This window comes from Christiangramia echinicola DSM 19838, assembly GCF_000423065.1.
In the GTDB taxonomy this organism is placed as follows: Bacteria; Bacteroidota; Bacteroidia; order Flavobacteriales; family Flavobacteriaceae; genus Christiangramia; species Christiangramia echinicola.
In genome coordinates, this window is the sequence record NZ_AUHG01000011.1 from 96,313 (window position 1) to 119,674 (window position 23,362).

Genomic DNA, 23,362 nt, shown 5'->3' on the forward strand with positions numbered 1-23,362 from the left:
TTTTAGTATCTTTTTATGTTATAAATGCTTTAAAACTAACGGTCTCAGTCGATTTTTAAGCATTGGATTTGTATCTTGCAGGTTGTTCAACTAACTAAAAAAATAAAGATACAATGAGCGCTATATTAGATATTCACGCACGTCAGATTTTTGATTCAAGAGGAAATCCTACTGTAGAGGTAGATGTATACACAGAGAACGGAATAATGGGGCGTGCTGCAGTTCCTTCAGGAGCTTCAACTGGAGAACATGAGGCTGTGGAGCTTCGTGACGGTGGAGATGACTTTATGGGGAAAGGAGTTAAAAATGCTGTTGAAAATGTAAATGGCGCGATTGCAGAAAAGTTACTAGGTTATTCAGTTTTTGAACAAAACCTGATAGATCAAACCATGATCGACCTGGATGGAACGCCAAATAAATCTAAATTAGGAGCGAATGCTATTTTAGGTGTTTCTCTTGCGGTGGCAAAAGCGGCTGCGAACGAATTAAATATGCCACTTTACAGGTATGTAGGAGGGGTGAGCGCAAATACACTTCCCGTACCAATGATGAATATCATTAACGGAGGTTCCCACAGTGATGCTCCAATCGCATTTCAGGAATTCATGATCATGCCGGTAATGGCAGATAGTTTTTCTCATGCTTTAAAAATTGGAACTGAAATTTTCCATAACCTAAAAAAGGTTCTTCATGATCGCGGTCTTAGTACTGCTGTAGGTGACGAAGGTGGTTTTGCACCAACCTTGGATGGAACAGAAGATGCTTTGGATACTATTTTGAAGTCGATAGAGAAAGCAGGCTATACTCCTGGAAAGGATGTTATGATCGCATTAGATTGTGCTGCAGCTGAATTCTTTGTAGATGGAAAATACGATTATACAAAATTTGAAGGTGACAAAGGAAAAGTAAGAACTAGCGAGGAACAAGCAGAATATCTTGCAGAATTAGCTTCTAAATATCCGATCATTTCTATTGAAGATGGAATGGATGAGAATGACTGGGAAGGCTGGAAAGCAGTTACAGATAAAATTGGTGAAAAAGTTCAGTTAGTAGGAGATGATCTTTTTGTTACAAACGTTGAACGTCTTGGTAGAGGAATTAAAGAAAACATAGCCAACTCTATCCTTATTAAGGTAAACCAGATTGGTACATTAACCGAAACTATTGCCGCTGTAAATATGGCGCATAATGCAGGTTATACTTCTGTAATGTCTCACCGTTCAGGTGAAACTGAAGATAACACAATTGCCGATCTTGCTGTTGCTCTTAATACAGGACAGATAAAAACCGGTTCTGCATCTCGTAGTGATCGTATGGCTAAATACAATCAATTACTAAGAATAGAAGAGGAATTAGGGTATGTTGCATATTATCCGCAGGATAAGGCTTTCAAGATAAAATAATCTTTGAGTGAATATAATGAGAAGCCTCTTCGAAAGAAGGGGCTTTTTTGTTCATCCCTTATTTATTTATATGTTATATTAACAATCATTTAATTAACCTGACTGTGGTAGCTGAGTCTTATTTACTAAATTCAGCTAATTAACCAACCAGACCATTTGAAAACCAATTTTTTATTTATTGCTGCGGAAAATGATGGAATTCCACGCTGTAAAGCGGGAGGCATGGGAGATGTTGTTAGAGATGTGCCTAGGCAGATCGCAGCCAAAGGAAATAAGGCAAATGTGATCACTCCTGCATATTCCAGATTACATAATTCTGAAGCGACCAAAGTTGCAGATGTCAATTTTGTATTCCGGGGCGTTCCTCATAATGGAGAGATCTATGAAATTCCAGGTAAAAAGCAAATAGAGGGGATTAAGCATTATGTTTTTCATCATCCCGATATCAAGTCGGGAGATATAGCTCATATTTACTATAATGATCCAGATCAGGCTTTTTATACAGATGCGAACGTATTTTCCCTTTTTTGTACCGGAGTAGCTGCGGCGATAAGGGAAAATGTCTTCGAAGCTATAGATATAATTCATCTTCATGACTGGCATACCAGTATGCTTCTATTTCTAAGAGAATTCAATCCAAGGTTTGAAGTGCTTAAGGATATCAGATTTGTTTATTCAATTCATAACCTTGCGATCCAGGGAATAAGACCTTTTAGTAATAATTTCTCGTCTGTAGATGCATTTTTCCCTGAGATAGTTTATGATCGTGAATTACTTTACGATCATCGTTACCAGGACTGTATTAATCTTATGGCGGTGGGAATTAGACTTGCCGATGCAGTACATACTGTTTCACCATCCTATAAAGAAGATATTCAGAAACCAAGTGATGCGCCTCATTTTATTGGAGGAGAAGGGTTGGAGGAAGATCTCAAAATTGCTGAAAAAGATAACCGATTGTTTGGTATTCTTAATGGCGCTAATTACTCGAATATTGAGAAAGTTGAAAAAGGGATTCTGTTAAGACAATGCGTACGCAGATTATTCAGGTGGCTTCAGGAAGAAAAGAAAGATTATAAAGCACATTATCTCGCACATACCGGTGAAAAAATTACTCGCTGGCAAGAGCATAAACCTGATTTTATCTGTTCCAGTGTGGCCAGATTGACAGAGCAGAAATTCTTTTTCTTTAAGGAAAATCCAGAGCTATTAGCAGGTTTGATGCAGAAGCTTACAGAGGTGAATGGGATTTATATTCTCCTTGGAACTGGTGCGCCAGAATATGAGATCATTTTCAGAGAGGCCAGTTATAAGTATAGGAATTTCATCTTTATCAATGCCCAGTCAGACAGTATTATAGATATGCTATATCAGGATTCTAATTTATACCTGATGCCTAGTCAGTTTGAACCCTGCGGAATTAGTCAGATGCTTGCCATGAGAAACGGTCAGCCTTGTTTAGTTCATCATACAGGTGGTTTAAAAGATACTGTGATCCATGGAAAAACAGGTTTTAGTTTCGATGGAAAAACAACAGCGGAGAAAACTGAGAATTTTATAAGGATCTTTTCAGAAGCGGTCGATCTTTTTTTCAACGATAAAAAGGAATGGAAAAAAATATGTGCTAAGGCTAAAAAGCAAAGATTTACCTGGGAGAAATCTGTAGACGAATATTATGAAAAGCTTTATAGTATAGAAAATTGATCTCTTTCTGCTAACTTTTTAAAGCTAACGAGATCGTTTATGTACATATAGAGACTAAATATAGAAAGCGATATTTTTTCCATATTCAGGCCATTCTTATTAAAACTACCCCAAGTTTTTTGTTGACTATAGTTAAAATTCACGAAAACTGAATAAAATCGGGGTATTTATGAAATTTCGTTACTATGCTTAAAATTATTTTAACAGTAAATTTCGTAATTTAGCAATCCTTAAAAATTAATCTAAAAGAACTAAATATAATATGTCTAAAACAGCGACACTCGAATTTGACGGAAAGAAATATGAGTTTCCCGTTACCGTGGGAACCGAAGATGAAATAGGGATAGATATTAAAAAATTACGTGGAGAAGCAGGGCTTATCACGTTAGACCCTGGATTTAAAAATACTGGAAGCTGCGAGAGTGCTATCACTTTTTTGGATGGTGAAAAAGGTATTTTAAGATATCGTGGTTATGCAATTGAAGATCTGGCTGAAAAAGCTGATTTTCTTGAAGTTGTTTACCTTTTGATCTTCGGAGAATTACCGAATAAAGAACAATTAGAAAAGTTCAATAAGGATATTAAAGAACAGTCTCATGTAGATGAGGAGATGAAAAAGATCCTTGACGGATTTCCAAAATCTGCTCATCCTATGGGAGTGCTTTCTTCACTAACCAGTGCTCTTATTGCATTTAATCCATCTTCAGTTGATGTTTCTTCAGAAGAGGATATGTACAAGGCGATCGTTAAGATCTTGGGGAAATTCCCAGTTCTGGCAGCATGGACTTTAAGAAAGAAAAATAGTCTTCCGCTGAACTACGGAGATGAAGATCTTGGTTATGTAGAGAATCTTCATAAAATGATGTTCGAAAAACCGAATAAAGCTTATAGTGTAGATAAGGCGGTGATCGATGCGTTGGATAAATTATTAATTCTTCATGCAGATCATGAGCAAAACTGTTCTACTTCAACGGTGAGAATGGTAGGTTCTTCTCATGCAGGATTATTTGCTTCACTTTCTGCAGGTATTTCTGCACTTTGGGGGCCATTACATGGTGGTGCAAACCAGGCAGTGATAGAAATGCTTGAAAAGATTAAGGAAGATGGTGGAGACACCCATAAGTTCATGCAAAAGGCTAAGGATAAAGAAGATCCTTTCCGCTTAATGGGCTTTGGACACCGAGTATATAAGAATTTTGATCCTAGAGCGAAGATCATTAAGAAGTCTGCAGATGAGGTGCTTGCGCAATTAGGAGTTGATGATCCTGTTCTTGATATCGCCAAAGGTTTAGAGAAAGAAGCTTTAGAAGACGATTATTTCGTAAAAAGAAAACTATATCCAAACGTAGATTTCTATTCAGGAATTATTTACCGAGCACTAGGAATTCCAGTAGAGATGTTCACCGTAATGTTCGCATTAGGTAGGCTTCCAGGATGGATCGCACAATGGAGAGAGATGAGATTGAAAAAAGAACCAATTGGTCGTCCTCGTCAAATTTATGTAGGTGAGAATCACAGAGAATACAAGCCTCTTGGTAACAGATAATCTTTGATTTTTATCAAAACTGAATTCATAAAAAAAGCTTCATCATCAGATGGAGCTTTTTTAATTTTCAGATGTTTTTAAAGGAGTGTTTAAATTTGAAATCGTTCTCATTACATAATCTTCTGAAGTTGATTCTACTGTTAATAAAAGCTTGTAATGTTCGTAGTTTTCAGGTATTTTGAAAGAGATCTTATGTCCGGTCCCTAATTGTTTTATAGCTAATGGATTTCCAAAAGTATCAGTTTTTATTAGAGTCCATTCATATAACATATATCTATCTGTTTCTTCCGGCCTTATCCATTTATTATCCCTAAATATCATCGCCTTATAGGTCATATTCTCATTTGCTAGGAGAGGAACAGCAGGTTTTAAGATCCTGATGTTAGCATCATGTTCAGTTGAAAAATTTTTGCCCCATTGCTCACTTATTCTTCTGAAACTGTTCTTTTTTCTGCCTTCAAAATCCAGGATTCCGTCAAAACTTAATTTATTACTTAGTCTTTCATCCTGCCAATTCTGAATTATTACAGAGGAAGGTTTAAGGTTTTCAAAATCATATATTTCTGGCGGGATGGAGCTAATAAATACTGAGATCTCGTTATTTTTCATATAATCTATAGTCTCATCAAGGTGTAATGTATCTTGAATAATTAAGCCGAAGTAATCTGCCGGTAATTGCTCATTAAGGTTTTTAAGCAGAAATTGAGTATCATGATTTAATTGGATGTTAACGATTAGGGGTATAGATGGGTGTTGAGATTTTATTTTAGATAAGATTGATCTATACCATTTTATCATTGCATGCCTTTGCTGAAAAAGCAGTGGCTTATAATGGTAAAGTTCCGGTTGAAAATTAAAAGAAAACCCAATTAAATTCGGATTAGTTTTAATTTCTTCAATTTTATTAAAGATTGCCTTTTCCTGTTTCTTTAATTTCAGGCTATCAACTAAGAAATTGGAAGGCTCGATAAGCTGAAAATCGAAAAGTATTTTGATGCCAGTCTCTTCAGCATATTTTAAAGTATTATAGTCGTATACATTTCCTCCTGGGTAGAGAATTGTATTAATACCATTCTCTTTCATTAAATTAAAGTCATTGAGCAATGTTTCTCTACTTAGAACATAATAATTTTCATTCCATTTAACACCTTTTTTATATCGAACTCCACGGAGTTTTTTTGCAAATTCTGTACGTTTCTTTTGTTTTGTCTCCAGGCTTTCTTCTTCCTTAAAAATAAAGCTAGGGTTCTTACTATTAGTTTTAAATAGACTAATGGAATCGGTTTTCCAATTAATGTATTTTTCAAGATGTATTCTTCCTTCGGGAATATTATTATCGTAAGAGCTGTTGAACATTACAATAGCTGATATTTCCGGAAAGTCAGATTCAATAGTTTTAGCAGCCTCTTTAAGCCATGTTACTTGATCACTTCCTGTGTTGATAGATCCAAATTCTGCTAACATGACTGGTTTTTTAGTAAACCAGAATAAATTATCGTGGAATGGCTGATAGAGATTTTTGAATGAAACACTTTGGCCACTTCTATTCAATGGTCCATAATTTAAGAGGGTAATGCCAATCCAATCTACATAATCATCTCCAGGATAATAATCTAGCATTTCTTCAGATTGCCAGGGATTCCATACCATTATCACTTTATGAGCTCCCTGAACTCTAATAATATTATAAACATGTTTCCATGCGGCTTTAAACTCCTCCTTTAGATCACCATTGGTTTGGCTCCACGGATACTGAGGGTTATCAAATTCGTGCGCAAATCTTAAGTAAACCGGTCTGTCAAATTCAGCCAACTTCTTTCCGAAATTTGAAATATAATCGTCAAAATCACCATTTGATATTTGTTTAAAGATTCCACTAGTTCTTGTTTCTCCAGTGGAAGCGCTTTGATTTATCCAAGGCTCCCAGGTAATCATAGGAATTGCATCTTTAAGGACAATAGAATCCATAAGACTTTCGGGAAAAATGGTAGAGTCATTAAGGTCCCAGCCCAGATAAATAGAGATAATATCGAAATCCACATCTTGTTTCATTTCAATTTTATCTATTTGTTTCAAATTTACTATCCCAGTATCTCTATCTGGCTGAAATATACCCAGATAGGAACCTGCATTAATTTCAAATTTAATAGGGTTTAAATTTTCCCATTTCGATAAATCTTGCTGTTGTTTAAGCCAAATTGAACCTATAAGAATTAGAAGTAAAAGCGGAAGTGCTGTAATTCTTGTTATGTTAAATATAGAGTTACCACTTGAATAAAATTTAAACTTGAAGGTATTTAAACTTTTCAAGACCTTCTTGTTCAGGTTATTCTTTAAAATATTATTCTCATTGGTTGACTTTATGGTTAGGTAGATCCCCAGGACCATGATGATAGCATTGAATATTGCAAAACCAGACATGAGAATATTAAAGGGAGTATAGTCTCGGGATAACCCTATAAAGACAGCCAGTAAAGAGAGAGTTGCGATTAAGAAATTAGGTGTGATTATTTTTAGATTGGTTGCAAACTCATTTTCTTTAGGCGTTGGTAAATAAGGGATCTTTCTGTCTATGATAGTATAAAAAAGACCCAGCAGATAGATCCACCAGGTATTGATTTCGAGAAGTCCACCAATTATATGAAAACCCCTTTCTTTTCTTTCTATCACCCATTTTTGAATAAATGTTCGAATCAAGATTGAACTTACAACTACGGGTAACAATGCTAAACCAAAATCTATAATGTTACCCTTCCATGGTGTTACAGAAAATAGAAGTGATATAATTGGTATTATAAAATTAATAAGACATATAACCCCACTTAAATAATGAAGTGGAAGGATACCAAAATGAATTCGTTGTCTGTTGGAGAAATCCTTAAATAATCTGGGATATACATTGAAAAGGAGATCAAAAGTTCCACGAGCCCATTTTAATTGTTGTTTAAAATAGCTGGTAATGTTAGAAGGGGATAAGCCCTGGGCTAATATTTTAGGAACATAAACGCCTTTCCAGTCCTTGGCGTACAATTTCATTGCTGTATGCATATCCTCACAAAGCCCTGGCGCATGCCCGCCAATACTATCCAGCGCCGATCTTCTAAATACACAATTTGCACCAATAGCGTTTACACTACCATAAGAATTTAAGGTCATCATCATTGGACCATAAAACTGAAAAGTTTGTTCCGCTGCTCCTCGAGCTACCAAAGTTTCCTTCGTATTATAATATCCCTGGACTGACTGGACAAACCCAATTTCAGGATTTGAGAAATATGGGATAACTTCATCCAGAAAATTAGAATCAGGAATATGGTCTGGATCTAATATTACAACAATTTCACCTTTAGCAAATTTCCGAAGTGTATTATTAATGTTTCCGGCTTTCGCATCTATTCTATTGTCTCTGGTTACATGATGAATACCATGATTCTCACAGAAATTTTTGAGATAGGGATCATCAGCTTCATCACACAAATATGTTTCATGTGGATATTTGATCTTGAGAATTGCCTCTAGAGTTGTGATAACCATTTGTCTTGGCTCCCCGGGAAAGTATGTTGTTAGAATATCAACTGTGAATTCTTCAGTACTTTCAGGCTTTAGAGGTATAGATATGTTAGAATAATTATACCACAGGTATAATTTTTTAGCTATTCCATAGAGTAGGCTAATGAGGAGTAATGAATATAAAAATAAATTACCTCTATAGTCACTCTGAAAAAAGAAGTACAGAAAGTTTAGAATACTTACAATACCAAGCATTATTAAAAACTTGATAAGGTTATTCTCGTTTTTTGTAGGTGGTTTGATGTTATTCCGCATTATGTGGGTTTAAAACATAAAATGGAATATTCGCAGTTGCGTAAAATTCAGTGCCGTTCGTTAAGTATACAAATAACCTATAAGGCCCTTCGTTTTTAGGAGCTTTAAAACGTGCTTTTCTGTCTATTTGCGAAAAATTTATATTAGGTGCTATTTTGCTTTCACCTGTGCGATACCATGACTCTGGCCTGATCTCCCAGGTATAGCTTAAATCCTGTTTGTTTGAATCAGGTAATTTTATCTCGGCAATAGCTTCTGAATTGGGGGTAATTATTATATTATCCATGGCTCCTTTATCATTTAACAGAACATAATCTAATTCGGGGCCGTTGTATTTCTCCTTCTTTTCTTTCCATATATTTTCGAGCTCGAAGACTGCCTGAGTTTTAAGTCTATCCTTTCCAAAAAGACTATACCAGGATGGTGTTATTTCGTTTTTTTTACCCCAGTAAAATACAAAACTTCCCAAAGATCCTGTTTTTTTGATTGGTTCAATGTAGCTATAATAGCGCTCTCTTATCTGTTCAGCTTTTTTTGTACTGGTTTCTTCAATGGGCGCTTTCCAACTTGTTAAAGCTGCCTCCCATGGTCCATTAACACCCCACTCCGTGATAACATGTGGACCATCCCAGATCGGTGCGATGGGAGCTAATTTGCTGGAAAATTTGCTTAGTACCCCAAATGAATTAAAAGAAATAAAATCTAATTGGGGACTTTTGGTGTTGATTGTTAGCACTCTGGATTTATTGGCTCCAATTGTAGATGTGCTTACAGGATGATTCGGGTCTATTGTATGGATCAGGTCTATAAGCTCGTTGTAATTTGAAAAGAAATCGGTAGATTTATGAAGGTAAGGGTAGTAAATCTCATTCCCTAAATTCCAATAAAGGAGGGCAGGATGATCATGAAATTTTTTTACAGTATTCCCGACTTTATTCTTAAGGATTCTAAATAGATTCTCATTTTCATAAAACTCAGGATCTCTATCAAATTTAGGTAAAGGAATATCTACAACCACAGCTAAACCAAGAGAATGCGCTTTATCCAGGGTGCGTTGTAAATATAGGGTGTCGTATATTCTTGCCGTATTTCCACCGGAGTTCTTTAATTGCGTTAGGTATTCGGCTTGAGCTGCACCACCCTTAATATAATAGGGATTGCCGTTTCGTATTAAACTATATCCCTCTTCAGTTTTTTCAATATGAACAATAGCTGAATGGTTCTGGCATTTATTTTCACTACAAGCTATTGTAGAAAAATAAATTACCCCTACTAATAGTTTTAAACTAAATTTTTTCAGAAAAAAGATTTTAAGTAAGAATGGATTTTAAATCATGCCTAATATATTAAAGAAAAATCAATTATATAATAGCAATTATTTGAGACCTAGTGTTACGTAACATTATGTTTAAGCTATATATAACCTACTGTTTTGTTGCAATATTAGTATTTATGGGAACAGGCTTTTGCTATATTTGCAAAAATTTGCGATATGAACTTGCACATAACCAATGAGACTTCAAAACTTAAAGCAGTTGTACTGGGTACTGCCGAAAGTATAGGACCTATTCCTACTTTAGAGGAGGCATATGATCCTAAATCTAAGGAGCATATTAAAGGTGGAACCTATCCTAAGGAAGAGGATATGGTCAGGGAGATGGAAGCCGTAGCTGCAGTTTTAGAAAAATATAATGTCAAGGTCTATAGACCGAAAATAATTAAGGATTATAATCAAATATTCACCAGAGATATAGCATTTGTAATAGATGACAAATTTATAATATCAAATATTCTTCCAGATCGGGATCAGGAAATTGAAGCTATCAAGCACGTTATAGATCAGATTGATTCTTCTAAGATTATTAGATTACCTGAAGAAGCGCATATTGAAGGTGGAGATGTTATGCCTATGGGAGATCACATCTTTGTTGGAACATATAAAGGCAGGGATTATAAAGACTTTATCACAGCGCGTACTAACCGGCAGGCGGTTGAAGCTTTAGAACAAGCGTTCCCGGATAAAAAGGTTGTTTCCTTTAGCCTGAAGAAATCAAATACCGTGGCAAAAGATAATGCGTTGCATTTGGATTGTTGTTTTCAACCCGTTGGAAAAGGTAAAGCTATTCTTTATAAAGAAGGATTTTTGATCGAGGAAGAATACAATTGGTTGGTTGAATTCTTCGGAAAGGAGAATGTATATGAAATCACTCGCGATGAGATGTATCAAATGAATTCCAATATTTTTTCCATCTCAGAAGACGTAGTGATTTCAGAAAAAGGATTTACGAGATTGAATGCATGGTTAAGAGAACAGGGAATTACTGTTGAAGAAGTCCCTTATGCTGAGATTTCAAAACAGGAAGGCTTGTTGCGTTGCTCAACCCTGCCTTTAATCAGGGATTAAAAAAAATAAGATGAAGCAGATTACAGATACGATTTTAATGGTAAGGCCGGTTGGTTTTAGAATGAATGAACAAACGGCAGTGAATAATTATTTTCAGACTAAAATTGCTGGAGATAATATAAATGAAATAGCTACTCAGGAATTCGACATTTTTGTGGAAAAGCTAAGAGCAGTTGGAGTGAATGTAGTAGTGGTAGATGATGTTCCCGGAGATGACACTCCAGACTCTATATTTCCTAATAACTGGGTTTCGTTTCACGAAGACGGGCAGATCGCTCTATTTCCTATGTTTGCTGAAAACAGAAGAAAAGAGCGCCGACTGGAATATTTCGCCAGACTAGAAGAGGCTGGATTAAAGATCACAGAGATTGTGGATTATACGATTGCTGAAGAAGATGATGTTTTCCTAGAAGGAACAGGAAGTCTTATTCTGGATAGGGTCAATCAAAAAGCATATTGTGCTATTTCACCAAGAGCAGATGAAGATCTTTTGATCGAGTTCTGTGAAGACTTCGAATTTACTCCGGTTATTTTTAATGCATATCAAAGTGTTGAAAATAAAAGGCTGCCTATTTATCATACTAATGTGATGATGTGCATAGCTGAAGAGTTTGCGGTGATCTGTCTGGATACCATCGATGATAAGAAGGAACGAAAGAATTTGGTGAAGCATTTAAAGATGGATGATAAGGAAATCATCTCCATCAGTGAAGAGCAGATGCATGAATTTGCTGGGAATATGCTTCAGGTTCAGGGATTAGGGAAAAAATATCTTGTAATGAGTGCTCGCGCTCATAGAAGTTTAAATAAGGAGCAAATTTCAAGGATAGAAAAGCATTGTGAAATTCTAAGTTCAGAAATTCAGACAATCGAAACCTGTGGAGGAGGAAGCGCCAGGTGTATGATGGCAGAAGTCTTTCTTCCCAAGGCTTAAAATCTAAAAAGGTGATTCGTTAGAATCACCTTTTTTTTTATTTCATAGCGATTTCCTGGCTTCGGGTGATATCTGCCTGATGAGCACCAATATCATTGGAATTGCTGGTGAGTGTATTACCAAAAAAGTCTCTACTTCCAAAATCATCAATTTCAATTCCATTATTAATGGCTGGAGAAGAAGATTCGAGTAAATAAGCGGTCAAGCTTGAAGTTCTATTGCCAAAACCTATTATTCCACCTTTTCCGGCATTTTTTAACATTGGGTCTGCCTGGAATCCAGAATCAAAACCTTCGTAGATTTCATTCCCGGTAGCTCTGAAACTTTCCAATGAATTATAATTCGCGCCTTTATATTTTATTCTGAAATCTGATTCTGAATAATAGAGGTTTCCGGCAAAGTATCCATCATAACCTGACGGGATATTTACGAGATCTGCACCATTTACAGCATAAAGGATGTTATTATAGAAATTAATATTTTCCTTAACCGGTTTCCAGTAAATATATTTAATGTTTGCTGCAGAAGAATTAGTTCCATGCTCGCTTAAATACAAAGTATTGTTGTGTACATAAATATCACTCATAGAATTATTATCGCCATTAAATAGGTACACACTACCACCATTGGTGGCGGCATCATTTTCACTTACATTATATCTAATGGTGATATTATTCATGGGACGTGCACCTGTAAATTGCCCGGCCATAAAACCTGCTCCATCATTATCATGTGAATAATTATATTGCATTAATCCATTTGTTACGCCGCCATCCAGATCAAATCCAGCACCATCGCAATCGCTACCGGAGCTCATATTGTAAACTTCAGAAAATTGAATGGTTACCTGGTCTGCATCCCAGTACCAGATACCTACGGGACCACCACAATTGGTATTTCCGCTACCACTGTCGTAAACGGTGGAATGTTCTATCACAGAATTCTGAACATCAGATAATAGAATTCCGTTTCCGGAATGTTTACCCTTATCATATCCAATAATATTGAAAACTTCACAATTTCTAACGGTAATATTAGAATGAGCATATCCTGTTTTACTTGCAGAAAACTGTCCGTAGGAAGAAATTCCCGCATCTAATATGTCATGCACTTTATTGTTTTCAATAAGAACATTGGTGAAACCTGAATTTCCATTATAAGCACCTATCACAATACCAAACTCCCTGAAACCGAAAACTTCCGTATTGGTAATTTCAATATAATCTAACTTAACATTGCCCGCCAGATCATTATAAAATGAAATTCCTGAATTAGTATTCGTATTCATTCCGTTACCCGCGATAATTAGTTTATCTATCTTGATCCCAGATGTATTATAGGCATAAATGCCATAACCGTTTCCTGCTTGTATTGTTGCTCTTCCTGTACCGTAGGATGATATTAATACTGGATTGGCACTATTGTTTGCGTCATTCGAGTCAAGATGAAAATTACCTGAGAATTCATCTCCTCCCTTAAAAAGCACTTGATCACCGGGATTAAGATCAACTGTATTCAATTTTGTTATACTTTTCCAGGCATCTTCTGGTGATAGGCCAGAATTAGCATCATTTCCAGAATTACTTAGGAAATAGGTTTTATCTGGACAGGTACTATCACTTTTAAACTCCCCTTCAATGCTACCAAAATTCTCATAGTTGAATGCGAATTTACCACCCAGGGTTGCGCAAATGTTTCCATTTTCTTCTGAAGAGGTATATCGGTGTATGCCAGACCACTCTAAATCTTCGTTCGTCCCATTTACTCCACTGCCATATACACAAATAGTATAATCAGAATTGGAGGTACAGGATTGCTGAGAAATCAATTCAGTTTCCTGGAGAGAAACTACCAATGCCTGTATGTCAATACTTGTAGTGCCATCTGCAGTGGTAAGAAGCATATTAAATGTCCTTTCGGCATTATTCAATTCAATTCCATTAAGAGGAGAGTCTTGATCCTGGCAGTTGGTACATTTGTAAGTTCCTGTTATAGGCGTAACACTATTATCAGCAGTTTCTTCAGTAGCAATAATAGAACCGTCCTGATTTTTAAAATTGACATCAGATATCACTGGATTATTATTCTCATCAATCGAAAATTTGAAACTGAAATCTTCAGAGTCAAATTGAACCATTACATCTGAACTTTTATCGGTTTTCTTTATTTGAGTTACCTCGGCGTCAAAGCTTTCTCCTGAAGAAAGAGTAATAGTTCCCAGAGCATGATCATCAATAAAATTAAGGTTTTTAACGCCACCAGGAATTTTTAGCAAAAATGTCCCTCGTCTCGAAGCATCGGAAGTGGCGAAAATACCCTTGAAAATTGAAGTTCCAGAGCTTTCTATATTTGCATTTGTTTCCTCGTTTATGAACTCATTCTCCTGGATAAACTCTTCATCATTTGTAGAACAAGCATAGAAAAATACAGGGATTAGGGCTATAATTATTTTGTAAATTTTTCTTGTGAGAAAAATTGTAGGGTAATAGGTTAAGTTCATTTAGATTTTCGGAATTAAGAACGGCACCTGGGGGGATGGTTTAATTCTTTATTTTATAAATAGGTTATTAGGTCGGTACAAACTAACCACATAAATCGATTAACTACAAAAATAATCGACGAAATGCACAATATTTAACATATTGAAGTTGAGTTCTTTAGTGTTAAAATTTGTTTCTCAGTTAGATTGCCTATTAGCGAGTAATTATTGGAAAACTGAATTACTGTATTAACGGGATTCAGGAAGTCTTTTTTATTATTTTACGACAAAATAGAATGATTATGGCCACGCTCAAAAACGCAAATGGCAGAGAACTGATAATCAAAAATTTCTGCATGGCGGTTAAAACATTGGAATCAGGTTTAACCTGCCCCAACACAATTATTGCCTCGCAAAATATTAGGATTAATACTGCCCAGAGAAGGCGGTATTTCTTTTTAGGTTCAGGATTACCCTTATCGGTGAACATGCTCAATACAAAAATGGCTGAATCTACAGATGTTACCAGGAAACTAATAAGCAGAATAATTACGATAATACTAGTAACAATTGGTAAGGGATATGCATCAAAGAATACGAACATGGAGGTGAATACATTTCCAAATTCGTTATTATAGACGTTCCAGCTCTCAATGATCTCAAAGGCTGAGGTGCCGAATACACTAAACCAGAAAAAACTACCAATGGAAGGTATTAATAAAACACCTAATATCATCTCACGAATCGTTCTCCCTTTTGAAATTCTGGCAATAAAGATTCCTGTGAACGGAGCCCAGGCCAGCCAGAAAGCCCAGTAATAATACGTCCAGTCAGTTAAGAATTGTACGCCAGGATCGAAATTCCCTGAAGCCAGACTTAACGGAATAAAATCAAGAAAATAATGATAAAATGATTGGAGAAAGTTTAATAGAATTTCAGAAATATTACCGGTTAGGAAAACAAAAAGCATTAATAGAATTGCCACGTAAATATTCCAGTTAGAGATCCTCTTTATTCCTTTGTTTACCCCGGCCCAGGCCGATATGAATGCTAAAGCACAAATAATGAAAACCAGCCCCATATTTTGCCATAAAGTTCCTGGTGGTTTTGATTGGAGATAGCTTAAACCGCCCTCTATTTGGGTGGTACCCAGGCCAATGGCTGCAACCAAGCCTATAACTGTAGTAAGAATAGTAAGAATATCAATGGTTTTTGGTAGGAAACGAACTTTTCTAAAAGCTGAAAAGCCTGAGCTTAATCTAACATCAGTTTTCTCAACAAATATTGAGTAACCAATTATTAAAGCAAAAAGGCCATAAAAGGCCCAGGCAGTAAAACCCCATTGATAAAAGGTATATTCCAGAGAAATTATTTCGGCAATCTCACCGCTCTGTATAGGAGGATTTATAAACATATAAACCGGTTCCTGTACAGCTCTCAGTAATATTCCTGCACCCATGCCAGCGGAATATAGCATCGCGATCCATGACCAGCGATCAAATTCGGGAGGAGAATTTCCTAGCCTTATCCTGCCGTATTTTGAAATAGCTATGATGAGAAGAAAAAATACGCAGCCTAGGCCTAACCAGAGATAGAACCTTCCAAAATATGCTCTAACCCAAAGGGAGATCTCTTCAATCCCATTATAAAATTGATCTGTAAATAGGAATATTAAAATTGAACTAATTAAAAGGATAGCTGCAGAAACAGAAAATTCCTTGTTCTTGAGTAGATTGTTGAAAACTGGCTTCAAGTTGATTAGTTCTTAATCACTAAGCTAATCCTTTTTTATTCCTTTGGCAATTTTGTTGATCATACCTTCAAATATGAAAAAGTGAAAAGGATACATCGCATACCAGTATGCTCTACCCAATAATCCTTTGGGTCTGAAGGTGGCATTTTGGTGAAGAACATTGTCCTCGTCGATCTTAAACTCGAGCCAGGCTTCACCTGGTACTTTCATTTCTGCGAAAAGTAGAAGCCTTCTTTCTTCCTTGTCAGCCAGTAGAACCCTCCAGAAATCCAGCGAATCTCCGGCATTGATATTATTGGGGTGCGTCCTTCCACGTCTCAGTCCAACTCCTCCAAACAGTTTATCGATATAACCTCGAAATTTCCATAACCAATTACCGTAATACCAGCCATTTAGTCCTCCAATGGCCCAAACTCGTTCCAGTGCTTCTTCAGGATTGTCTACCTTGATAGATTTTTTATCCTGGAGACATCCATATTTAGGGATCTGAATGTATTTGTTAAGTTCTTTTCTAAATCTTCCACTGCTTAAAGAATCTTTCCAGCTAGACAGCACTTCATTTTGCTCGATCTTATAAAACGCAAGTCTAATGGCTTCTTTATATGAAATAAGTTCAATATTCAGAATTTCTTTGAGTCTGGTGTCTTTTGTTATAACTTCAACAGACATGCTATCCACCAGGTTTTGAGCTAACCTGTATGAGGTTGAGGTTACAAAATATAACCAGTATGAACTTAGCTTTGGAGACATGAAAGGAACTCCCACGATCCAGATCTTAAGATCCCGAACTTCAGCATACTGCTCCATCATTTCCTGATAGGTTAGAACATCGGGGCCGCCAACATCAAAAGATTCATTATAGCATTCCTTACGATCTATAACTCCTGTTAGATATTGTATGATATTTCTTATTGCGATTGGCTGCGACCTGGTTTTTACCCATTTTGGAGTTACCATTACTGGTAGTTTTTCACAAAGGTCGCGGATGATCTCAAAAGAAGAGCTTCCGGAACCAACAATGATTGCAGCTCTAAGTACCGTTAAATTAAAATCTCCTTTATAGAGAATCTCTTCAACCGCCTTTCTGGATTTTAAATGCTTGGAAAGTTTTTCTTCATTAATGATACCACTTAAGTAGATAACCTGATTAACCGAAGTTTCAGACATCATTTTAATGAAATTCTCAGCGGCCAGAGCTTCCTGTTTATCGAAATCCTTGGTGGAACCGGTCATGGAATGGATAAGATAATAAGCAATATCAATATTCCTGATCTTTTCCGGAGCCGAAGAATCTTCCAGAAAATCTAACTCAACGATTTCAACTTTTTCTTTCAGTTCGTCATTTGAAGTAAACCTGTTCTTGTTTCGAACAGCGCAAACTACTTCATGTCCCTGCTCAAGTAATTGAGGCAGAAGCCTCATTCCAATATAACCATTGGCACCGGTAAGTAATATGCGCATTTGAAGTATTTGACCTTCAAATTAGAAATTTAATTATTATTTTCACTTCAGATTAATAAAACTTTATTAAATGAATAACGTGCTTAAATTTGTCCTGTTGATTATTGGGATCGGACTTGTGGGATATGGAGTTTATAACCTTATTACCCCAGAATTTGCCATAGATGCAGGTCCATTACAGGTTGAAGCGCATGGTGACAATACCCAATCTTATGCAATGATCGTGTTCGGCATCCTCTCCCTGGTGGGTGGATTGGCCTTTAGAAAAAGGTAATTAGTTAAACACGTTTCTCATTATGTTCATCACCGATGAACTTATGTATTCCACACCAATCGCAATTACAATAAAACCAATAATCCTTGAGATGGCATTAATTCCTGATGCTCCTAGTATACTGGTGATGTAGTGCGAGCTTCTAAGTACTAAAAATGTTGCTAAACAAACGCTGAAAATAGCTGCTATGGCAATTAATTTATCATTCCATAATTCATATTCCTGATAAAGGCCAATTAAAAAAGAAATTGAACCAGGTCCTGCCAGCATAGGAATTGCCAAAGGAGTTAATGAAACTCCATCTCTTTGAAAAGCATCTTCCTTAACCCTTGGTTTATCCATCCCTTTGTGCTTGGAAAAGGATCCTGTAAGTAAAGCAAATCCTGAAGTTGCAATGATCAAACCACCCGCTATTCTCAGTGAATCAAGGCTAATTCCGAAGAATTTTAAAATATATCTTCCGGTAAAAAAACTGATCAAAAGAATCACGAAGATGTTTATGGCCGTAAGAATGGAAGTTTTTGACCTTACCTTATTTGAATCTTCTTTGGTTAAACCTACAAATATGGGAACTGTTCCTAATGGGTTAATTACCGAGAAAAGTGCTGCGAAAACATAAATGAATAATTCCATTAATTTTTTTCGCAAAGTTGCGCCAGGAATGGAATTGAGGAATTAAAACCAGGTCAATTTTAGGTTAAAGAATCGTATTGAAAATAACCGAATGTAAATAGAATTTTAAAGATCTTCTATCTGGGTAGGAGCATTATCATTTTTGTAATCAATGATCTTTTGAAAGAATTTGTGGATGCCAGGTTTATCAGCTTTTACCTTGATAAAATGATGGTCTTTATAGATGCTGTACTCTTCCGCTTTACCTTTGTAAAGATTTAATTTATAATAAGGGATTACCAATGCATAAGTTTCCAAAATCGATCTGAACATCACAATAATTCCATTCCCTCGCATCTCTACATTGCAAATATTAGCGTTATTATCCAGAATTAGAAGGTTGTGAATATCGATACTTGTTGAGGTGATGTGTAATTTTGGCGAACCGGAACCTTTCAGTTTAACCCTTTCAAAGAGAGTAAAAGGTTTACCAACTTCCAGATTTATTTTTTCAGAAATCGCCGGACGATTGTATGAAATATTAACTAGCATTTCTTTTTTCCTAAATATAAGGATTTGAGCATAAAGCCTAACGGCTGAAACTTCAATTCTTTTTATCTTTGCGCACTTATTAAGTTGAAATTCCCTAAAAAGCATAGGAAAATGAATATTGAACAAATTCTGACATCAAAGGTTAACGAAGCCGTTAAGAAGCATTATGAAGTAGAACCTGAAAACATCGAATTTCAACCTACACGTAAAGATTTTGAAGGCGATATCACTTTGGTGGTTTTTCCAATGCTAAAACAACTCAGGACCAATCCCGCGCAACTAGCGGAAAATATTGGTAAATATCTTGAGGAGGAAGTTGAAGAAGTTGCAGCATATAATGTTATTCAGGGATTTCTGAATATTGTTATAAGCGATCAATATTATATCAATTTTTTTAACGACGTAAAAGATAGAGAAGACTTCGGGATTCTATTGCCGCAGAGCGATACAAGCGGGATCATGGTAGAATACTCTTCACCTAATACCAACAAACCCTTACATCTTGGGCATATTAGAAATAACCTTTTAGGGTATTCTGTTTCTGAAATATTGAAAGCTGCCGGAAATGAAGTTTATAAAGTACAGGTGATCAATGATCGTGGAATACATATTTGTAAATCTATGGTAGCCTGGCAGAAATTCGGAAACGAGGAAACTCCGGAGTCAACAGGCTTAAAAGGAGATAAGCTGGTTGGGAATTATTATGTGAAGTTTGACCAGGAATATAAGAAAGAGATCGCTCAGTTACAGGAGGAAGGGAAGTCTGAGGATGAAGCAAAAGCTGAAGCTCCAATTTTTGTAGAAGCTCAGGAAATGCTAAGAAAATGGGAAAAAAATGATCCTGAGGTTGTAAAACTATGGTCAAAAATGAACCAATGGGTTTACGACGGATTTGAAAAAACCTATGATGCTCTTGGAGTAGATTTCGACAAGAATTATTACGAAAGCGAAACCTATCTGCTAGGAAAGGATAATGTTCAGAAAGGTCTGGAAGATGGTGTTTTTTATAAAAAAGAAGACGGTAGTGTTTGGATAGATCTAAGCGATGAGGGTCTGGACGAAAAGATCGTTCTAAGAAGTGACGGTACCGCGGTTTATATGACCCAGGATATTGGAACTGCGATCCAGAGATTTGCAGATTTTGATATTAACCAGATGGTTTATACTGTTGGAAACGAGCAGGAATATCATTTTAAAGTGCTTTTCCTTATTCTGAAAAAACTTGGGTATGACTGGGCAGAATCACTGTATCATTTAAGTTATGGAATGGTTGACCTTCCTTCCGGAAAAATGAAATCTAGAGAAGGAACCGTGGTAGATGCCGATGATCTTATCAAGGAAATGGCTGATACCGCAAAAAATATTTCTGAAGAATTAGGAAAACTAGATGGTTATTCTGATACTGAAAAAGAAGAACTATACAGGATCATTGGATTGGGAGCTTTGAAATACTATATTCTGAAGGTGGATCCTAGAAAGCGAATTCTGTTCAACCCGGAAGAATCTGTAGATTTCCAGGGGAATACAGGGCCGTTTATCCAATATACCTACGCAAGAATTCAGTCTATCTTAAGAAAGGCAGATTTTGATACTTCTGCTGAACTTTCGAAAGATTTCAGTTTCCACGAAAAAGAAAAAGAGCTGATCAAACAGGTTCAATTATTCCCGGAAACCATTGCATTGGCAGCAGAGAATCATTCACCGGCTTTGATAGCGAACTATACTTATGACCTGGTTAAATCTTTCAATTCATTCTACCAGAATGTTCAGATCCTGGGGATCGAAGATGAAGAAGAAAAAGTATTTAGAGTTCAGTTATCAGGTTTGGTAGCAAATGTTATAAAATCAGCATTTAAATTACTTGGGATCGAGGTTCCGGAAAGAATGTAAGTGGAAATACGAATGATAGAATGACGAGGAACGAAATTCGTAATGCTGAACTTGATTCAGCATCTATTAGGAATTTGTTTTCTGTCATTTGAAAAATAAGATTGTCATCCTGAGCAAAGTTGAAGGATGAATTTTGGAAGATGGACTTTATACTTCAGCTTCAAATCATTAAATTTGCAATTCGCTGCATAGCAGCAATAGAATAAAATCACAGGAAAGATTATGTTTGATAATTTAAGCGATAAGTTAGATAGTGCCTTTCACGTCCTGAAGGGACATGGGCAAATTACAGAGATAAACGTTGCAGAAAGCCTGAAGGAGGTTAGACGTGCGTTGGTAGATGCCGATGTTAACTATAAGATTGCCAAGGAATTCACCAATACGGTAAAGGAGAAGGCGCTAGGGCAGGATGTACTTACAACATTAAAGCCAGGCCAGTTAATGGTGAAACTTGTTAAAGACGAGTTGACCGAATTAATGGGTGGTGAAGCTGAAGGTATCAACCTTTCTGGAGATCCTTCTGTGATCTTAATGTCTGGTTTGCAGGGTAGCGGTAAAACTACTTTCTCGGGTAAGCTGGCAAGCTTTTTAAAGAATAAGAAAACTAAAAAACCTCTTTTGGTTGCTTGTGATGTTTATCGTCCGGCAGCGATCAACCAGCTTCACGTAGTAGGTGAGCAAGTTGGTGTTGAGGTATATTCAGATGAAGGGAATCAGGATCCGGTTGCAATCTCTAAAGACGCCATTGCATATGCAAAAGAGAATGGTCATAACGTAGTGATCATTGATACCGCTGGTCGACTTGCTGTTGATGAAGCGATGATGACCGAGATCTCCAATATTCACCAGGCGATCAAACCACAGGAAACTCTTTTCGTGGTAGATTCCATGACAGGTCAGGATGCGGTGAATACTGCTAAGACTTTCAACGAAAGATTAAATTTCGACGGAGTTATCCTAACTAAATTAGATGGTGATACTCGTGGTGGTGCTGCGATCTCAATTAAATCTGTTGTAAATAAACCAATCAAATTCATCGGTACCGGTGAAAAGATGGATGCGATCGATATTTTCTATCCTTCGCGTATGGCCGACAGGATCCTTGGAATGGGGGATGTTGTTTCCCTTGTTGAGAGAGCCCAGGAGCAGTATGACGAAGAGGAGGCTAGAAAACTTCAAAAGAAGATCGCGAAAAATGCTTTCGGTTTTGATGACTTCTTAAGTCAGCTTCAACAGATCAAGAAAATGGGGTCTATGAAAGATCTTATGGGAATGATCCCGGGAGCAGGGAAGATGCTTAAAGACGTTGATATTGATGATGATGCTTTCAAAGGAATTGAAGCTATCATCCATTCAATGACTCCAGGAGAAAGAAGCGAGCCTAAGATCATTAACGCCAATAGAAAGAAAAGAATCGCGAAAGGTTCAGGGACTTCTGTGCAGGAGGTGAATCAGCTACTTAAGCAATTCAACCAAATGGGTAAAATGATGAAGATGATGCAAGGTGGCGGTGGCCGAAAAATGATGCAAATGATGAAAGGAATGCAATAATTTCTTTCAACCTCAATACACAACAACAACTAACACACAACAATTAATGACAATTCTCGACGGTAAAAAGATCAGTAATGACATCAAGGATGAAATTGCTGGCGAGGTTACCAAAATCAAGAAGCGTGGAGAAAAAGTCCCTCATCTTGCTGCAATTATTGTAGGGAAGGATGGGGCGAGTATGACCTACGTAAACTCAAAAGTAAAGGCCTGTGAAAGGGTTGGTTTTGAATCTTCACTTTACAGACTTCCTAACACAGTAAGTGAACTGGAACTTTTAGATAAGATAGAGGAACTCAACCAGAATGATGATATAGATGGTTTTATCGTTCAGTTACCATTGCCTCCACAGATTAATACACAAAAAGTATTGAATGCTGTAGATCCAGATAAGGATGTAGATGGTTTTCACCCTACAAACTTTGGGAAAATGGCGCTGGATATGACCAGTTTTATTCCGGCAACTCCATTCGGAATTCTTGAACTTTTAGAACGCTATGATATTCCTACCAAAGGGAAGCATACCGTGGTAATTGGTAGAAGTTATATTGTGGGAAGACCAATGAGCATTCTTATGGGTAGAAGTGGTTTCCCAGGGAATTCTACCGTTACCTTAACTCATGAATTTACTAAGAATATTACGCAGGTAACTTCCCAGGCAGATATTATAATTATTGCTGTTGGAATTCCAGATTTTCTCAAAGGAGAAATGATCAAGGATGATGCGGTTATCATTGATGTTGGTATTACTAGAGTACCGGATGATAATACTGAAAAAGGTTATGTAATTAAGGGAGATGTAGATTTTGAAAATGTAAGCAAGCGTGCTTCTTATATAACTCCTGTACCGGGAGGTGTTGGGCCAATGACTGTTTCAATGTTATTGAAGAACACCCTGCTTGCAAGAGAAAGACATAAACACAGGGCTTTGGAGGCTAAGAAGTAATAATAAAAAAGGAGGAAATTAATTTCCT

General features: G+C 36.6%; 16 protein-coding genes. 9 read left to right on the forward strand and 7 right to left on the reverse strand.

The window, feature by feature from the left end; translation table 11 throughout:
- Nucleotides 1-113: 113 nt before the first annotated feature.
- The 3 genes from eno (at nt 114) to G530_RS0105475 (ending at nt 4,653) form a co-directional block, all read left to right on the forward strand.
- Nucleotides 114-1,403: a phosphopyruvate hydratase gene (gene eno / locus G530_RS0105465; RefSeq protein WP_026933568.1), complete on the forward strand. Its 1,290-nt coding sequence runs from the start codon at nt 114-116 to the stop codon at nt 1,401-1,403.
- Between the two features lie 156 nt (nt 1,404-1,559).
- A complete protein-coding gene (locus G530_RS0105470; RefSeq protein ID WP_026933569.1) occupies nt 1,560-3,107 on the forward strand; it encodes a glycogen synthase in 1,548 nt (515 codons plus the stop codon).
- A 262-nt stretch (nt 3,108-3,369) separates the two neighbouring features.
- The gene (locus G530_RS0105475; RefSeq protein WP_026933570.1) at nt 3,370-4,653 is read left to right on the forward strand and encodes a citrate synthase; all 1,284 of its coding nucleotides are present in this window, start codon (nt 3,370-3,372) and stop codon (nt 4,651-4,653) included.
- 60 nt (nt 4,654-4,713) lie between these two features.
- On the opposite strand, the gene G530_RS17255 is transcribed toward G530_RS0105475, so the two are convergent.
- On the reverse strand, nt 4,714-8,478 hold the full coding sequence (locus G530_RS17255) for a glycosyltransferase (protein ID WP_051199697.1): 3,765 nt from the start codon (nt 8,476-8,478) through the stop codon (nt 4,714-4,716).
- Nucleotides 8,468-9,496: a glycoside hydrolase 5 family protein gene (locus tag G530_RS0105485; RefSeq protein ID WP_026933571.1), complete on the reverse strand. Its 1,029-nt coding sequence runs from the start codon at nt 9,494-9,496 to the stop codon at nt 8,468-8,470. Before G530_RS0105485 ends, G530_RS17255 begins: the two co-directional genes overlap by 11 nt.
- Nucleotides 9,497-9,970: 474 nt before the next feature.
- Between G530_RS0105485 and G530_RS0105490 the strand changes: the two genes are divergently transcribed.
- Together G530_RS0105490 and ctlX are read left to right on the forward strand one after the other, a co-directional pair.
- A complete protein-coding gene (locus tag G530_RS0105490) occupies nt 9,971-10,882 on the forward strand; it encodes a dimethylarginine dimethylaminohydrolase family protein (RefSeq protein ID WP_026933572.1) in 912 nt (303 codons plus the stop codon).
- 10 nt (nt 10,883-10,892) lie between these two features.
- On the forward strand, nt 10,893-11,816 hold the full coding sequence (ctlX, locus tag G530_RS0105495) for a citrulline utilization hydrolase CtlX (protein ID WP_026933573.1): 924 nt from the start codon (nt 10,893-10,895) through the stop codon (nt 11,814-11,816).
- Nucleotides 11,817-11,853: 37 nt separating this feature from the next.
- On the opposite strand, the gene G530_RS0105500 is transcribed toward ctlX, so the two are convergent.
- The 3 genes from G530_RS0105500 to G530_RS0105510 form a co-directional block, all read right to left on the reverse strand.
- On the reverse strand, nt 11,854-14,316 hold the full coding sequence (locus G530_RS0105500; protein WP_026933574.1) for a right-handed parallel beta-helix repeat-containing protein: 2,463 nt from the start codon (nt 14,314-14,316) through the stop codon (nt 11,854-11,856).
- Nucleotides 14,317-14,554: 238 nt separating this feature from the next.
- On the reverse strand, nt 14,555-16,048 hold the full coding sequence (locus G530_RS0105505) for a BCCT family transporter (protein ID WP_026933575.1): 1,494 nt from the start codon (nt 16,046-16,048) through the stop codon (nt 14,555-14,557).
- A 24-nt stretch (nt 16,049-16,072) separates the two neighbouring features.
- Nucleotides 16,073-17,509 (reverse strand): SDR family oxidoreductase, encoded by a 1,437-nt coding sequence (locus G530_RS0105510; protein ID WP_026933576.1) that lies wholly within the window; start codon nt 17,507-17,509, stop codon nt 16,073-16,075.
- A gap of 70 nt (nt 17,510-17,579) precedes the next feature.
- On the opposite strand from G530_RS0105510, the gene G530_RS0105515 reads away from it, so the two are divergent.
- On the forward strand, nt 17,580-17,783 hold the full coding sequence (locus G530_RS0105515) for a hypothetical protein (RefSeq protein ID WP_026933577.1): 204 nt from the start codon (nt 17,580-17,582) through the stop codon (nt 17,781-17,783).
- Here the strand turns inward: G530_RS0105515 and G530_RS0105520 are convergent, their stop codons facing one another.
- Together G530_RS0105520 and G530_RS0105525 are read right to left on the reverse strand one after the other, a co-directional pair.
- Nucleotides 17,784-18,416, reverse strand: a complete 633-nt coding sequence (locus G530_RS0105520; protein WP_026933578.1) for a MarC family protein — start codon at nt 18,414-18,416, stop codon at nt 17,784-17,786.
- Nucleotides 18,417-18,521: 105 nt separating this feature from the next.
- Nucleotides 18,522-18,947, reverse strand: a complete 426-nt coding sequence (locus tag G530_RS0105525; RefSeq protein ID WP_026933579.1) for a hypothetical protein — start codon at nt 18,945-18,947, stop codon at nt 18,522-18,524.
- A gap of 111 nt (nt 18,948-19,058) precedes the next feature.
- Between G530_RS0105525 and argS the strand changes: the two genes are divergently transcribed.
- The 3 genes from argS to G530_RS0105540 all read left to right on the forward strand — a co-directional run bounded on the left by argS (nt 19,059) and on the right by G530_RS0105540 (nt 23,334).
- Complete coding sequence (gene argS / locus G530_RS0105530; RefSeq protein WP_026933580.1) at nt 19,059-20,837, forward strand: arginine--tRNA ligase; 1,779 nt, start codon at nt 19,059-19,061, stop codon at nt 20,835-20,837.
- A 222-nt stretch (nt 20,838-21,059) separates the two neighbouring features.
- Entirely contained in the window at nt 21,060-22,388 is a 1,329-nt protein-coding gene (ffh, locus tag G530_RS0105535; protein WP_026933581.1) for a signal recognition particle protein, read from the forward strand.
- 46 nt (nt 22,389-22,434) lie between these two features.
- Nucleotides 22,435-23,334, forward strand: coding sequence for a bifunctional 5,10-methylenetetrahydrofolate dehydrogenase/5,10-methenyltetrahydrofolate cyclohydrolase (locus G530_RS0105540; RefSeq protein ID WP_026933582.1), 900 nt, complete (start codon nt 22,435-22,437; stop codon nt 23,332-23,334).
- Nucleotides 23,335-23,362 lie beyond the last annotated feature (28 nt).